Source organism: Changchengzhania lutea, assembly GCF_006974145.1.
GTDB classification, from domain to species: Bacteria; Bacteroidota; Bacteroidia; order Flavobacteriales; family Flavobacteriaceae; genus Changchengzhania; species Changchengzhania lutea.
Genome location: NZ_CP039456.1, coordinates 1,009,816 through 1,025,130 on the forward strand (window position 1 = coordinate 1,009,816; position 15,315 = coordinate 1,025,130).

Sequence of the window (15,315 nt, forward strand, 5' to 3'; positions counted from 1 at the left end):
AATCAAAATCAATCTTATGAAAAGACTACGCTTGTCTCTCTTAGCAACTATTTGTATAACGTTTCTAAATGCACAAATCGATGCCAAACTCATGCAGTTTCCAGACATATCTGGAACCCACATCACATTCACCTACGGCGATGATGTTTGGATCGTAAAAAAATCGGGAGGTATTGCCAACAGATTAAGTTCTCCAGATGGGACTGAAAGTTTTCCTCGCTTTTCTCCAGACGGGAGTATGGTGGCTTATACAGCCAATTATCATGGTAATAGTGATGTTTATGTGATCGATATAAACGGTGGCATCCCAAAAAGATTAACCTATCACGGCATGTTCGATCGCGTTTTAGGATGGGCACCCGATGGGAAATCTGTACTATTTGCTTCTTCTCGCGAAAGCGGAAGACAACGTTACAACCAGTTTTATACCGTATCGCTTGATGGTGGAACGCCTAAAAAATTACCCGTCCCTTATGGAGAATATGGTTCATTCTCACAGGATGGAAAAAAATTCGCTTACACAGATCGGTCCAGAGTGCATCGCAATTGGAAACGATACCGCGGCGGTACCGCTCCTGATATCACGATATTCGACTTAAAAACGTTTCAATCTGAAAATATTACAAACAATACGGCCAATGATGAGTTACCCATGTGGATTGATAATGACATTTATTATATGTCTGATAACGGATCTAACCAAAGAAACAATCTTTGGAAATATAATGTAAACAAAAAGTCACATGCCCAACTCACGCGTTTCAGCGATTTTGATATCACCTATCCTGAAAGCAGCAAGAACGATATCATTTTTGAAGCTGGCGGTAAATTATATGTGTACAATATTGAATCAGATGTCACATCCGAAGTTGCTATTCAAATTATTTCAGACCAAACCAATCTTATTGCCGAACAGAAAAGTGTGGAATCTTTTATGAACGCTGCTACAGTCTCGCCAGATGGTAACCGCGTAGTGGTAGAGGCGCGAGGAGAATTATTCAATTTGCCTGCTACTGAAGGTTTTGTATCTAATCTTTCGGCCACTTCCACGTATGCAGAACGCAGGCCTTCATGGTCCCCAGACGGTAAATATGTAGCCTGTTGGAGTGACGTAAATGGCGAATATCAACTGGTTTTATACGATATGTTAGACTTAAAAAAACCTAGAGTTGTTACCAATTTTAAGAACGGATTTTATTACGATATTTATTGGTCGCCCGATAGTAAAAAAATTGCGTATATAGATCAAGCTATGAGCATTAGCTTCTTAGATATTGCTAGTGGAAAGGTTACTAAGGCAGATAAAGGCAGGTATATGTTTCATGGGAATCTAAACAATTTCTCAGTGAGTTGGTCTCCAGATAGCCAATGGTTTGCTTACTCTAGAGGCACTGAAAACACAGCAACCTCTGCTATTTTCGTTTACAACACCAACACCAATACCCTGTCGCAACTCACCTCTGGATACTATTCAGACCGTTCACCAGTGTTTGGTGAAGATGGTAAATACCTGTTTTTTGTGACGAACAGAACCTTCAACCCCGTGTATTCGTCTCTAGATAATACGTTTATATATCCCAATTCGAGTAATATTGCTGTTGGAACATTGAACAATTCCGTAGCCTCCATCCTAGAGGTGAAGAATGATGCCTATGAACCAGAAAAAGAAGATACTGAAGATGAAGCCGACAGTGACGACAAAGATTCAAAAAACAAAAAAGACAAAGACAAAGACAAAGACAAGAAAGATAAAAAAAGTGAAGTTACTAAAACCTTTATAGAAATTGCAGGTTTTGAGAACAGGGTAGAACATTTAGATATCGAACCCGGAAATATAGGCAGTTTAACTGCTATAAAGGACAAACTATTATTTGTAAGATATCCAAATTCGGGATCGGTGGAAGATGCATCGGCGGCTCTACATTATTATGATTTTGAAGAACGCGACGTTAAAACCATCATGTCTGAAGTATCCAGCTACTCGGTAACCTCAGATGGGGAAAAAATTCTTCTTTATAAGGGTGGTAAATTAGCAGTTGTAGAAGCTAAAGAAAAGCAAAAAATCGATAAAACCGTACCGATATCTAAAATGCAAATGGAAGTCATTCCAAAAGAAGAATGGAAGCAAATATTTAATGATGTCTGGCGATTTGAGCGTGACTATTTTTATGACCCACAAATGCATGGTGTCGATTGGGGTGCTATGAGAACGCGTTATGGAAATCTAGTTGAACAGGCCAGTACAAGAAATGATGTAAACATTATTATTGGTGATTTAATTGCAGAACTTAATGCATCGCATACATACACAGGTGGCGGTGATATTAAATCGTCAAAACAAATGAATGTTGGTTATTTGGGCGCCGATATAATCCTAGAAAACGGCTTTTTCAAAATAAAAGAAATTTTAACAGGAGCACCGTGGGATACAGAGGTAAGGTCGCCTCTTAGCAAACCTGGTAAAAATATTAAAGCAGGCGATTACATTTTAGCAGTTAATGGTATTTCTGTGGATACCACCAAACCTATCTCTGCAGCTTTTCAAGGTTTGGCAGATAACCCCGTTCAGTTAACAATAAGCAAATCAACTTCAGCTAAAGATTCAAAGGAGGTTATTGTTAAATTGTTACCATCAGAATCCCGTTTACGTCATCTGGCGTGGATAGAAAATAATCGACAACAAGTAGACAAGGCGACTAATGGTAAGGTGGGGTATATTTACGTAAGAAGCACAGGTATTGATGGCCAAAATGAATTGGTAAGACAATTTTACGGGCAAATGAATAAGGAAGGGTTAATTATTGACGAACGCTTTAATAGCGGCGGACAAATTCCAGACCGCTTTATTGAATTACTAGACAGAGATCCTTTGGCGTATTGGGCGGTTAGAGATGGAAAAGATTGGGCGTGGCCACCCTCTGGAAGTTTTGCTGCAAAAGTGATGCTCATTAATGGGTTTAGTGGTTCAGGCGGCGATGCTTTTCCTGATTACTTTAGAAAAAGAGGTCTTGGGCCTTTAATAGGAACGCGCACGTGGGGCGGTCTTATAGGAATTTCAGGTGCACCAAGTCTAATAGATGGCGGACGTGTGACTGTGCCCACTTTCAGGATGTATGACCCTAATGGGGAATGGTTTAAGGAAGGACACGGCGTAGACCCAGATATTGAGGTGGTAGAAGATTTTCAAAGTTTAGCACATGGGAATGATGCACAACTTGAAACTGGTATTCAAGAGGTGCTGAAATTAATTAAAACTAATAAGAAGTTTAAAAAACCTGCTCGACCAGCATTCGAAAACAGGAATTAGCTCCGTATTAGACATATAAAAAGAGGTCGTCTAAAAATTAATTAACTCTTGTCAAACTGAGCGCAGTCGAAGTTTCAATGTTTTGAAAACCAAAGCATTTCACTGCGCTACCATTGACATCTATTTTATGTATTTGATTTCCAATTATTTAAATTTCAATCAAAATCTTTAAAACACCCCTAATGAGCTGCGCTCGCAACCTTCAAAACAAAATATATTTTGTTTCTCGCCTATCCTCTAGGGGACAATCCATAATTTGAAATTTTCAGTTTCAAATTCAAGTTCGGTTTCATTGTCAACATTACCGCTTGATAAAATTTTTTGGCTCGGGTCTCAATGTGACATTTAAGCTAAAAATCGACTTTTTAGACGACCTCCTTTAATTATAACCTTTTATTATAAACTACTTAACAATCTCTAGCAACTCAACTTCAAAGATTAAAGCTGAGAATGGTTTTATTGGCCCTCCTTGTCTAGGAAAAGCACCGTAAGCTAAATCTTGAGGAATAAAGAATTTATATTTTGAACCTACTGGCATAAGTTGTAAACCTTCAGTCCATCCTTTAATAACTTGACCTACTCCAAATTCAGACGGCTCACCTCTATCTACAGAACTATCAAACACAGTCCCATCAATTAAAGTACCATGATAATGTACTTTTACTTTTGAAGCTGCAGTTGGTTTTTCACCTGTACCTTCTTTTAAAACTACATATTGCAACCCGCTTTCTGTAACTTTAACGCCCTCTTTTGCTTTGTTTTCTTCTAAAAACTTAACACCTTCAGCTTTCACTTCTCCAAATTGTTCTTCAGCTTTTTTTGCAGCTTCTTCTTGTTGCTTTTCTCTTCTTTCCTGTTGCGTTTTCTGGAAATAAGATCTTACCAAAGCTTGTGCTGCTGTTTCATCTATTAAAACATTAGTAGAATCGATAGTACTGTTATACCCTTGAATAAATAAATCATTGTCAAATTCTGTAAAATTAGTTTTTACATTTCTAGCTACATCCATTCCGATAGCATAACTCACAGAATCTAATTCTGTTTTCAACGATTTGTTCGAAGCCCCTTTTTCATTGCAAGAAAATGCCAATGAAACTATTGTTAGAATACTTAAAAATTTAATTACTTTCATTTTATTAAATTATTTTTATTTGACGCCAAATGTAATAAAATAATGTATGTATTAAAAGAATTTATAATACCTATTTATGCGCTTGTTTATTTAAATCCAGTTGAATGACTTCAGATGTTGTATTGATAAAAATAGCATCGTCAACATTAGGTTTCATTATATATTTACCGGTAAAATTCCCAAACGCTGGTAATATCATCTGACTATTCGTTTTATAAAAACAGGGTACATTTAAAAATTGTTTTCCTAAACCCTTCAGTCTTATACCTGGATGGATATGTCCAGCGATATTAAATAATTCGGAATCGGTTTGCGGATGATGCGTTAGTGATATATTATGAATCCGAAGCTCATCGTAAATTTTAAATTCTAAATTCTCATATTCAATAGGTGAAATAACATCATGATTACCTGTTATTAATAACTTGTTATAGGTCGTTTTTAAAGCCCAATCTTTAAATGGAATCCACTCGTTATTCCAGTTACTATGAAAAAGGTCTCCTAAAAAACATACTGTTTTAGGGCTGAAACAATCACAAACGTATGTGAGTTGATCAAAATTTTTATCAATGGCCTCTCTAGGAACTGCGCTACCGTGTTTCCTGAAATGCATGATTTTTCCAAAATGTATATCTGCAATCAATAGCATAGACCGTTCTACCCAAAACAATGCACCAGTGGGGTGCATGATGAATGTCTGTTCGTTAATTACAATAGATTTCGTTTGCATAATGGAATTTTATTTGCTCAAAACTGCAGTCATTCGTTTAATACGTTCTGCTAATTTTTCAGAGGATAATTTCTCCCTTAGCCTATCGGTTATAATTGGAAAAGAAAATGGCGTAGCCTTTTCGCAATCCTTCCAAATAATGGTTTGCTTATTTATACGCTCCATTGCTAATTGAAGCCTACCCTCTTCGAGCTGATGTTCAAAGGTTTCTGTATAAGCTTGTTGGTATAATAGATTATCTGGCTCATAATCTTTAAAAACCTCGAAGAGCAATTGCGAACTGGACTGTAAGTGTTTGCTCTTTACTAATTTATTTGGATAGCCAGTAAAGACCAATCCTGAAATAACCGCGATATCTCTAAATTTTCGTCGTGCCATTTCCGTGGCATTTAAACTCTTTTCCAAATCACTTTTTAGAAAATCTGTAGAGAACAAGTTGTTATCAAGCACTTGTTCCATGTCTATTTTTTGATCTGATAACAATTCAAAACCATAATCGTTAAAAGCAATGGAGAACGTTATGGGTGATAGCAAACTGATTCTATAAGCCAACAGGCTCCCAATAGCTTCATGCACGAAACGGCCTTCGAAAGGATAAAATACATTATGATAGCCTTCTCGTGTTTTAAAGGTCTCTATTAAAAATTGATTGTTGCTAGGAATAATGCTCTCCAATTTCTGACGTTCGAAAATAGGCGCTAGTGCTTTCATTTCGGGTGATTGCTTGTTACTTTCCGTGCTCAACTCATATAACTCATCACGTAGCATATCGCTCATTTCTGAAGAAAAAGTCATTCGCCCTCCCATCCAACTTGGTATTTTTGAAGTTTTCTGCTTCGATTTCCTAACCAATACCTGCATGTCTTTAATTTTGAAAAGCTCTAAATTTTTTCCTGCAAAAGTAAATACATCACCCGGTTTTAACTTGGAAACAAACCACTCTTCAACAGACCCTAAAAATCCGCCTTTCAAATATTTCACAGTAAGCATCGCATCACTTACAATAGTCCCAATTTGCAATCTGTGGCGCATCGCTACTGCCCTACTATTTACTTTTAAAAGACCGTCTGTTTCTATATCTACTTTTTTGTATTCATCATAGGCGTGTAAACTTTGACTGCCCATAGTAATAAAATTGATGAGCCATCGGTAGCGATCCTCGCTTAGTGCTTGAAAACAAAATGTAGATTTTACTTCTGAATAAATGGCATCGGGATAAAATCCATTGGAAACTGCTAATGTTACTAGATATTGGATAAGCACATCATAGCTATTAATATAAGGCATTCTATCTTCTACAATATCCTCTTTTATAGCCTTTTTTAATGCCGAAGCTTCTATCAATTCTATGGCATGCGTTGGTAAAAAATAAATGACACTTTTCTTTCCGGGTTGATGACCACTACGACCGGCGCGTTGCATAAAACGGGCAACCCCTTTTGGTCCACCTACTTGTATGATAGTTTCAACGGGCGCAAAATCGACACCTAAATCTAAACTCGAGGTACAAACTACGGCTTTCAGTTGACCCAATCTAATCGCTTGTTCTACCCACAACCTTGTTTCTTTGTTAATACTCCCGTGATGCATAGCAAGCTCACCAGCAAATTCAGGATGTGCCAAAATAATTTTTTGAAACCAAATTTCACATTGCGCCCTCGTGTTTGTAAAAATTAAAGTCGTCTTACTTTTGTTTATAATAGGAATGATTTGTTCGAGCAAATGAAGTCCTAAATGACCGCGCCAAGGGAAGGTCTCCATTTTTTTAGGAATAATGGGCTTAACTTCTATTTGTTTATTAAGCGTCGCCCTTACCAAAATGGAATTATTAAAGGCCTTTGATTGCGGGCCCAAAAGTACCTCGCGGGCTTGATCTAAATTACCAATTGTGGCCGATATTCCCCAAATACGCATTTTTGGCGAGACAGTTTTTAATCGCGACAAGGCCAATTCCATTTGTACGCCACGTTTGCTTCCTAGAAGCTCGTGCCATTCATCAACCACAATCGCAGACACCTCTGAAAATACTTTATCATATCCTTTTGATGCCAATAATAATTGCAAACTCTCTGGTGTCGTAATCAATAGATCTGGCATAGACCGTTTTTGTTGCGCCCGTTCCTTTTGAGAGGTATCGCCACTTCTAATGCCAACAGTAAGTGGTAATTCTAAATCGGTAACGAAACGTTCTGCCGACTGCTTTATTTCTACAGACAAGGCTCTTAATGGGGTTACCCAAATAGCTTTGAGTCCTTTGGGGTGCTTTGTTTTATAGTTTGGATTGTTTTTTATATAATTCAACACAATCGGAATCCACAACGCATAGGTTTTTCCACTACCCGTTGGAGCATTGAGCAATCCGTTATTTCCTTGAAAAAAGGCATCCCATACTTTCTTTTGGAAAGGAAATGGTTTCCATCCGTTTGAAAGAAACCAATCTGTAGCTATATCTTTGAGTTCTTTACGCGTCATGCAGGTTCTTGAATAGGAATCATCGCTTTTAAATCGTCTAGAGTATTGGCTTCATCTATCGTTTTATCTTGCCGCCATCTTAGAATTCTTGGAAACCGAGTAGCAATACCACTTTTATGTCTTTTGGACAATGCAATACCTTCAAAAGCAATTTCAAAGACTAAATGAGGTGTGACACTCCTTACTGGACCAAAACGTTCCAAGGTATTTTTTTTAATCCAATTGTCCACTTTTCTAAATTCGGCATCGGTAAGACCCGAATAGGCTTTTGCGAACGTGACCAATTGTTTACTCTCTGTATCCCATAAACCAAAAGTATAATCGGTAAACAAATTGGAGCGCCTGCCGTGACCGCGCATCGCATAGGTTAGTACAGCATCAATAGTTAATGGATCTACTTTCCATTTCCACCAATCGCCTTTTTTACGACCTACTTTATAGGTTGAATCCCATTGTTTTATCATTAAGCCTTCGCTGCGCATCTCGCGAGATTTCGCTCGTTCTTCGGCCATAGCTTCCCAACTATCGAATTGTATAGTTTCCGATAACTGTAAAGGCAATTCTTCGTAATTAACAGATTTTATTAGATTTTCTAAAATACCGCGTCGTTCTCTAAAAGATTTTTCTCTTAAATCTTCACCTTCCCATTCTAGAATATCGTAAGCTTTAAGAATCACAGGGGTTTTCTCAAGCAGTGCTTTGGACACATTTTTTCGACCTATTCTGGTTTGAAGCGCATTAAAATTATCTATTTCACCATTAACATATGGCAGAATTTCGCCGTCTAAGACCGTTCCATTTGGAATAACCTCTACCAAGTTTTGAAATTCCGGATATTTATCGGTCACCAACTCTTCTCCTCTACTCCAAACAAACAGCTGTTCGTTTCTTATAATGACTTGTGATCGAATACCATCCCATTTATGTTCTGCACTCCATAACTTTACGTCGCCCAAATTAGCTAACTCACCTTCTATCGCGTATGCCAGATAAAATGGATAGGGTTTTGAGAGAAAGTCGGATTCTTTTTCTTCCAAAATAAGATCATGAAACGATATGAGATTGGGATCCCAATTACCCATGAGCTTATAAGCCAAAATATCTTCATCAATTTCGGTGGCTTTTGACAGTGCTCTAGTCATCAGTTTTTGACTAACGCCAATTCTGAAACTTCCGGTTATTAGTTTTGTAAATACAAAGCGTTCGTAATAATTGAGGCTTTTCCAATTGTTAAAGAGATATGCTTTTTTGTCTTCTTCGGATTTTTTCTTTAAGGCAATGATTTCCTGTAAAAATGTCGTGAGACTTTTATCGGAGTTTTCTTTAGAAGATGGAATGACGAGCGCAATCGTTTCGGCTAAATCGCCCACAATATGATACGACTCTTCAAACAGCCACAGTGGGATATTAGATAATTCTGAAGCCCAATGCCTAAGTAGCGTTGTATTGACAGGTCTTGGTGGACGCCGATGGGATAATATGGCGATAGTCCATACTTTATCTTCATCACTAGCATTTTGGAAATACTGAGTTAAAGCTTGCACCTTTTCATTTGTTTTGTTGGTGCTATCTAACTGCTTAATCAAATGGGCGAAGTTTTTCATACGGTTTCTTCCTCTGTTTTAACCAGTTCTCCCAATTCCCCTTCATATTGTGTTTTCTCTGTTCTGGCATCATAGCCCTGCTCTCTTAAATATTTTGCAAAAATATCTGTATAACCATGCGTGGTAATTATTTTTTCGGCACCAGTAGCTTGAATAGCTGTCAATAACCCTTCCCAGTCACAGTGGTCTGACAACACAAAACCCTTGTCTATGGCACGTCGTCTTCGTGCTCCTCTAAAAGTCATCCAACCGCTCGCCGACGCGGTGACGTAGGGCACCATCTTTCTAATCCATGAGCCGCCATGAGCACTTGGCGGTGCTAAAATAATATTACCTTTAAAAGCATCTTTTGGCGTTTCTTTGGTAATACGTATCGTTTTAGGAAATTCTACGAAAGGTCTAAGCACATCAGTCATATTTTCAATGGCCGCATGCGTATAAATTTCTCCAATGGATGGGTCTAAATACTTCAATAGCCGTTGGGCTTTTCCTAGGGAATAGCCAAATAAGATTGATGATTTTCCTTCAGACTTGTTAGCTGCCCACCAGTTATTTATATCTGAAAAAACCTGACCTTGAGGAATCCACTTAAATGCAGGTAAGCCAAAAGTGCATTCTGTAATAAACGTGTCGCATTTAACAGGCTCGAAGGGTACTGAAATGCCATCATCTTCGGTTTTATAATCGCCAGTAAATACCCAAACCTCTCCCTTGTGTTCGACACGTACTTGAGAACTGCCAATTATATGACCCGCTGGATGAAGGGAAAACTTGACGTTATTAATGATAAAAACTTCATTATAATCTTTACCGCTTACCGATATTTTACCCAATCGATGTGATATTATTGGAACATTGGTATGGTGCGTAATATATTGCTTATGGCCATATCTACTATGATCTGCATGCCCATGTGTGATTATGGCTTTATCCACCGGTCGCCATGGATCTAAGTAGACATTTGCCTGCTCACAATAAATACCTTTATCATTAAATACCAGCAATGGGGTTTTCATAACAATGTTATTTTCTTTTCAAAAATTCATGAATCAACAAGATAAACTTCTGTAAAAAAATTGAGCCACTTCTAATGCTATTAATTTTAACTCAATTGCAAAAAAGGAATTTATTATCAACCAAACAGATTTTAGACATCTCTATAACTTCATAAGTGGATTATGCTTTCTATTTTGATAGGCATGAACTGCCGTGTTCATAATTAAAAGAATGGCGCTTCCTAAGGCAACATAATAAATAGTTATTAATCGTTAGGTTATTTAGTTCTTATAAGATTGTCAGGCAGCATATCTGGCGTGTCTGTGATGAAAATATTTTTTCACTTGTGGTTTGTCCTTTTTTCTTTTGTTCATAAAATCATTGATATTTTCCTTTAGCTGTTCCTTGTTGATCGCCCTTTTCTTGCCGATAATATTGGTCTTCAGATCTTGGTTGACGTATTCCTGGGGATTCAGTTCCGGGGAATAGGGCGGGATGAACAATACTTCGATCTTATCATTGTTCTCCTCTAGCCATTGGTCAAGTTTGATGGTCTTGTGGGCGGGATGGTTATCGGTAATGAAAAATATCTTTTTATTGCTATACTTTATCATCAGTAGCAAGAACATCTTAAAGACCTCGCTGTTGAAGCCCTTCTCCATCAACATGAACTGCAGATGCCCCCTGTTGCTTATTGCGGAGATCATATTGACCGTGTATCTTTTCCCCGTTGCCTTTATTATAGGCGTTTTTCCTTTAGGGGCATAGCTCTTGCCTGCCTGGTGGTCGCTCCTGCAGCCCGTCTCGTCCCCAAAGTATATTATCGCTCTTTCTGCCTTTGCCCTTTTTTCTATCGCCGGATATTCTTCCTCCAGCCATTTCCGTACGTTTTCCGGCTTTTGCTCGAACGCCTTTCTTATGGGCTTTTGGGGAGTGTACCCCCATTTTTTCAGGTAGCGCCCTACCTGCCAGCGCGACAGCTCGACGCCGAACTTCTGCGATATCAGCTGCTGTACGGCTTCCCTTGTCCAAAGTCCGAAGGGGAGCTTCAACTGCTCGGGAAGTTTTTCCCTGATAAGTTCCCGCACCTTATGGGCCTGGTCCTTCTTGAGTTTCATGCCGCCCTGCACACCACGTTTCCTGCTGCACAGCGCGCGCTTGCCGCCGGCCCTGTACCGCGCCCATATCTTGTTTACCGAACGCTCGGTGATACCGAAAATCTCGGCGGCCTGTCTCTGGGTGCCCAATTTCTTGCGGAGATAATCGGCCACACGCAACCGTGTTTCCTCTTGGGCATCTTGGTTCTTACGCTTCTTCACCTTTGTTTTCATACAATAAAGATACGTAAAATTTTCAGAATAAGAACTAATTTATGCTCTTATTAATAAATTAATATTTGAGTTAGCAACAGCAATTGCGACTAAAGCCCAAACACCCACCAGTGCAAACTCACGCATGTTTCGTATCCATATTATTGTTAAGTTAATTACAGCGGCAATAATTATCATAATTATGGTCCAAACACTAGGAGACAGCCCAAACCCATGCCACTCCACTTTAACTAATTAAGACGCGACATTTGCAATACTAGCTACCGTTACCCAACCGCTATAAACCACAAAGGGGAATCTATGGCCAGAGTGTACAATTCTATCCAAAATGGCATCAGCAATAGTTTGCCCTCCAATGATTTGATGCCATGCTTCCACAGGTAATTGTGAAGCAATTATAGTGGCTTTCTTTCCATGTCTATCTTCAATAATTTCCATAAAAAAGCATCTGTTAACACTGCCTAGTGCTCTAAATCCAAAATCATCGAGTATCAATAAATCTTGTTTTTCCAACTTACTAATTTCTTTCATATAAGAGCCATCAGCTTTTGATGTTTTTAATTTAGTAAACAGTTTATGGGTATTAAAATACATAACTTTATAGCCCAGGGAACAAGCTTGATAGCCTAGAGCTAAAGCCATATAGCTTTTACCAACACCTGTACTTCCTGTAATAAGTATACTTTCATTGTTTTTTATAAAATCATACTCTGAGAAGCGTTTTAGTGGATTTTTATTGATATTTCTATTGTCACCATAATCAATATCCTCAACAACAGTTTTGTATCTAAACTTAGCTACTTTGGTTAAACGTTCAATTTTCCTGTTTACTTTGTTCCAGAACCTTTATGCTATAAGCGGTTCTAAAATGGTGCTTCTTTAAAAATTCTAAATTAAGCTTGTGCCAATCCAAATCTACTAACTTGTTATCACAGAACACTTCCCATTCCCTGCGTAGTAATGGCTTTCTGTAAAAGAAATGCGAGTTACTTATATGGAATATATCTGCACCACCAAGTACTTCGGCTAATGCATTTGTTGGGCATTGTGGTATTTTTGTAGCGTCAATACAATTACAGACCTTATCAATAAAGTCATTATTGACTTCTAGTTCATTCAAAAATCTATTTGCAATCACTTTGCTTTCGTCTTCGTGGTCTTTGTATGTTTTAGAAAAACCAGTATCGTGAAACCAAGCAGCAGTAAGCAAAACCTCAGTGTCCTCGTGATTGATATCCATTGCCGCACATAAGTGCTTTACGTTTTGTACTACTTCTTTTAGTATGTTTAAGATTAAAATGGTACCTCTTTACCTTTTGAAGTCGTAAGCAAGTCTGTGCAATATTTAGAAACGTTGTTAATCATCGTCGTGGTCATCTTGTGCATCTAATTGAATCACATTAGCATCACTTCTAATTTCAATATGTGTTATCTCACCACCACTTGTTCCTACATATTTAGAAATCCCTATTGAGGTAATTGAAAGCAATAAAACCGCAACAAAGCCATATTTAGAGAATGGAAGCTTTTTATATTCTAAAAACAAAGTTGTTAGCGATACTCCTGCTAAAATCAACATTATAGTCAAAAACAATTCTGCGTACTCTTCGTGCTTATGAATTAATGTTTCGCTAATTCCAGGTAAGTTCTCAACGATTTCTTCAGCTCCTTCACCTGTTAAAAAAGCTGCTGCTGCTGTGAAGGCACTAAATATAAAAATGCCTAGTGCTGTGTTTTTAATTTGAGGTTTTTTAATAATATAACCTACAAGTAATACCAAAAAACCAATCAATACTCCCACAATAGGAAGATGATTTACTACTAAATGAAAATGTGCGTCGTTCATAATTTTATGTTTTGTTTAAATGTTTACTCCAAATAGATATCCAACTATGGCAGTCAGACCCATTGCGACAGTTCCCCAAAATGTGATACGGACAATTGCTTTTACAATACTTGAACCACCAGTTTTAGCTGCTAATGCTCCTAAAACAATAAGGAAAAATAGCGCAAAACCGTAGATAGAATATACCATACGTTGCAAAGGCAGAAAAAGCGTTACTAAAAAAGGAAGTAATCCTCCTATTGTAAATGCTGCTCCAGATGCAAAAGCCGCTTGAATAGGTTGAGCTTGACTTATTTCATTGATTCCTAATTCATCTCTAATATGTGCGCCTAAAGCATCGTGCTCTGTTAATTCTTTAGTTACAGTTAATGCCGTTGTTTTTTTTAGTCCTCTTTTTTCATAAATTTCTGCTAATCGCTGTAATTCGATTTCTGGCATTTCATCTAGTTCTTGCTTTTCACGTTCAATATCAGCTTTTTCGATATCTGTTTGTGAACTTACAGAAACATACTCGCCAGCTGCCATTGATATAGCACCAGCAACAAGTCCTGCCAATGTTGCTAAAATGATAGGCTCTCGTATCGCACTCGCAGCTGCAACACCTATTGCAAGACTGGCTGTAGATAAAATACCATCATTAGCTCCAAGTACTGCTGCTCTTAACCAATTACTTCTGTGAATGTAATGGCTGTCTAAATAATTGTCTAGTTCTTCTGTTTTTTCTGTCATCTATTCAGTAATTAGATTAAATGCTCCTTTAGTCAAAAATTCTGTGTTTGGATCAAAATCATTGGCATTTACTATTTGTATAAAACCATTATTTGTAGTCCCAACTTTCACTAATACCCTTTTAAAATTTGTCCCGTTTTCTTTAACCAAAACAAAATAATCATTATCAATATTGGCAACAGCTTCAACTGGTAACGCAAAATATTCTGTCGTTGTGGTTAAAATCTCTCCTTCTATATACATTCCTGGGGCAAATAACTTTGCGTCACTTTTATTAACCAAATCTCCGTGAATATTTATGGTTCTGTCTTGAATATTAATTGCTTTGTTTACTAAATGCACTTTTCCTTTATAAACATTGCTCATATCGTTTTGCAATCGCACATTAATAGGTAATCCTTCTTTTACCATTGGAAGGTCTTTTTCAAAAATCTTCAACTCTATGTGTAAATCGTCTGTATTTGTAACTGTAATAGCAACATCTGAAGGGTTTAAATACATTCCCTTAGTAGCATTAATTGTTGTTGCATAACCCGACAAAGGGGAAGGCACGCTGATGACCGAACGAATGTTTTCTCCAGACAAGGTGTTTGGATTAATGTTCATCAGGCTTAACTTCTTTTTCAGCGACTGGTATTGTGCTAAAGTCACAGTATATTCTGATTCTGCTTTTAGGAAATTCTTTTTGGATGTAACGTTATCTGCCATCAATTCTTTTTGGCGCTCATAGTCTGACTTTAAATAGTTCAAGCGTCCTTTGGCTTCTAAAAAATCTTGTTGTGCTTGTACATATTCAGGATTTTCAATCGTGAATAATGTCTGGCCTTTTTTGACTGCATCTCCAGGCAATAAGCTAATATTTTTTACGTATCCCGCAAAATAGGCACTTACGTCTGCTTGATTTTCTGGTGGAACGGCAAACATACCGTTCGCTTTTACTACAGTATTAAATGGTTGAGTTGTTATTTTTCCAACCTCCATATTGCCTGATATAAACTGATTTTCTGTTATGACAATTACATCTGTATCCTCTGCTGTTTCAGTTGCCTCACTATTTGCAGTTTCAGATTTCTCTTTTGAATTACAAGAAGCTAAAACCATTATTGCTACCAATAAAAGCCCCTTGAGGTATATAGAATTAGATATTTTTTTGTTTGTGTTTTTCATT

11 protein-coding genes and 1 pseudogene are annotated in these 15,315 nt (G+C 37.6%); 1 reads left to right on the plus strand and 11 read right to left on the minus strand.

Annotated elements, in window-relative coordinates; translation table 11 throughout:
* Nucleotides 1-16: 16 nt before the first annotated feature.
* Nucleotides 17-3,307, plus strand: coding sequence for a S41 family peptidase (locus FAF07_RS04720; RefSeq protein ID WP_142784022.1), 3,291 nt, complete (start codon nucleotides 17-19; stop codon nucleotides 3,305-3,307).
* A 403-nt stretch (nucleotides 3,308-3,710) separates the two neighbouring features.
* On the opposite strand, the gene FAF07_RS04725 is transcribed toward FAF07_RS04720, so the two are convergent.
* The 11 genes and pseudogenes from FAF07_RS04725 to FAF07_RS04780 form a co-directional block, all read right to left on the minus strand.
* Nucleotides 3,711-4,439 carry an FKBP-type peptidyl-prolyl cis-trans isomerase gene (locus FAF07_RS04725; protein WP_142784023.1) on the minus strand — a complete coding sequence of 243 codons (729 nt, stop codon included), beginning with the start codon at nucleotides 4,437-4,439 and terminating at the stop codon, nucleotides 3,711-3,713.
* A gap of 70 nt (nucleotides 4,440-4,509) precedes the next feature.
* Nucleotides 4,510-5,169, minus strand: a complete 660-nt coding sequence (gene pdeM / locus FAF07_RS04730; RefSeq protein WP_142784024.1) for a ligase-associated DNA damage response endonuclease PdeM — start codon at nucleotides 5,167-5,169, stop codon at nucleotides 4,510-4,512.
* 9 nt (nucleotides 5,170-5,178) lie between these two features.
* Nucleotides 5,179-7,641, minus strand: coding sequence for a ligase-associated DNA damage response DEXH box helicase (locus FAF07_RS04735; RefSeq protein ID WP_142784025.1), 2,463 nt, complete (start codon nucleotides 7,639-7,641; stop codon nucleotides 5,179-5,181).
* Nucleotides 7,638-9,245, minus strand: coding sequence for an ATP-dependent DNA ligase (locus FAF07_RS04740; RefSeq protein ID WP_142784026.1), 1,608 nt, complete (start codon nucleotides 9,243-9,245; stop codon nucleotides 7,638-7,640). The genes FAF07_RS04735 and FAF07_RS04740 overlap by 4 nt, the downstream gene beginning before the upstream one ends.
* Nucleotides 9,242-10,261 (minus strand): ligase-associated DNA damage response exonuclease, encoded by a 1,020-nt coding sequence (locus FAF07_RS04745; protein ID WP_142784027.1) that lies wholly within the window; start codon nucleotides 10,259-10,261, stop codon nucleotides 9,242-9,244. Before FAF07_RS04745 ends, FAF07_RS04740 begins: the two co-directional genes overlap by 4 nt.
* A gap of 279 nt (nucleotides 10,262-10,540) precedes the next feature.
* The gene (locus tag FAF07_RS04750) at nucleotides 10,541-11,572 is read right to left on the minus strand and encodes an IS630 family transposase (RefSeq protein ID WP_142784028.1); all 1,032 of its coding nucleotides are present in this window, start codon (nucleotides 11,570-11,572) and stop codon (nucleotides 10,541-10,543) included.
* Between the two features lie 234 nt (nucleotides 11,573-11,806).
* A pseudogene (locus FAF07_RS04760) lies at nucleotides 11,807-12,409 on the minus strand (ATP-binding protein); the annotation flags it as partial.
* The gene (locus FAF07_RS04765) at nucleotides 12,387-12,812 is read right to left on the minus strand and encodes an HD domain-containing protein (protein ID WP_142784029.1); all 426 of its coding nucleotides are present in this window, start codon (nucleotides 12,810-12,812) and stop codon (nucleotides 12,387-12,389) included. The gene FAF07_RS04765 and the pseudogene FAF07_RS04760, both read right to left, overlap by 23 nt.
* Nucleotides 12,813-12,929: 117 nt before the next feature.
* Nucleotides 12,930-13,418, minus strand: coding sequence for a hypothetical protein (locus tag FAF07_RS04770; protein WP_142784030.1), 489 nt, complete (start codon nucleotides 13,416-13,418; stop codon nucleotides 12,930-12,932).
* A gap of 15 nt (nucleotides 13,419-13,433) precedes the next feature.
* Nucleotides 13,434-14,147, minus strand: coding sequence for a VIT1/CCC1 transporter family protein (locus FAF07_RS04775; protein WP_142784031.1), 714 nt, complete (start codon nucleotides 14,145-14,147; stop codon nucleotides 13,434-13,436).
* Nucleotides 14,148-15,314 (minus strand): efflux RND transporter periplasmic adaptor subunit, encoded by a 1,167-nt coding sequence (locus tag FAF07_RS04780; protein WP_142784032.1) that lies wholly within the window; start codon nucleotides 15,312-15,314, stop codon nucleotides 14,148-14,150.
* Nucleotide 15,315 lies beyond the last annotated feature (1 nt).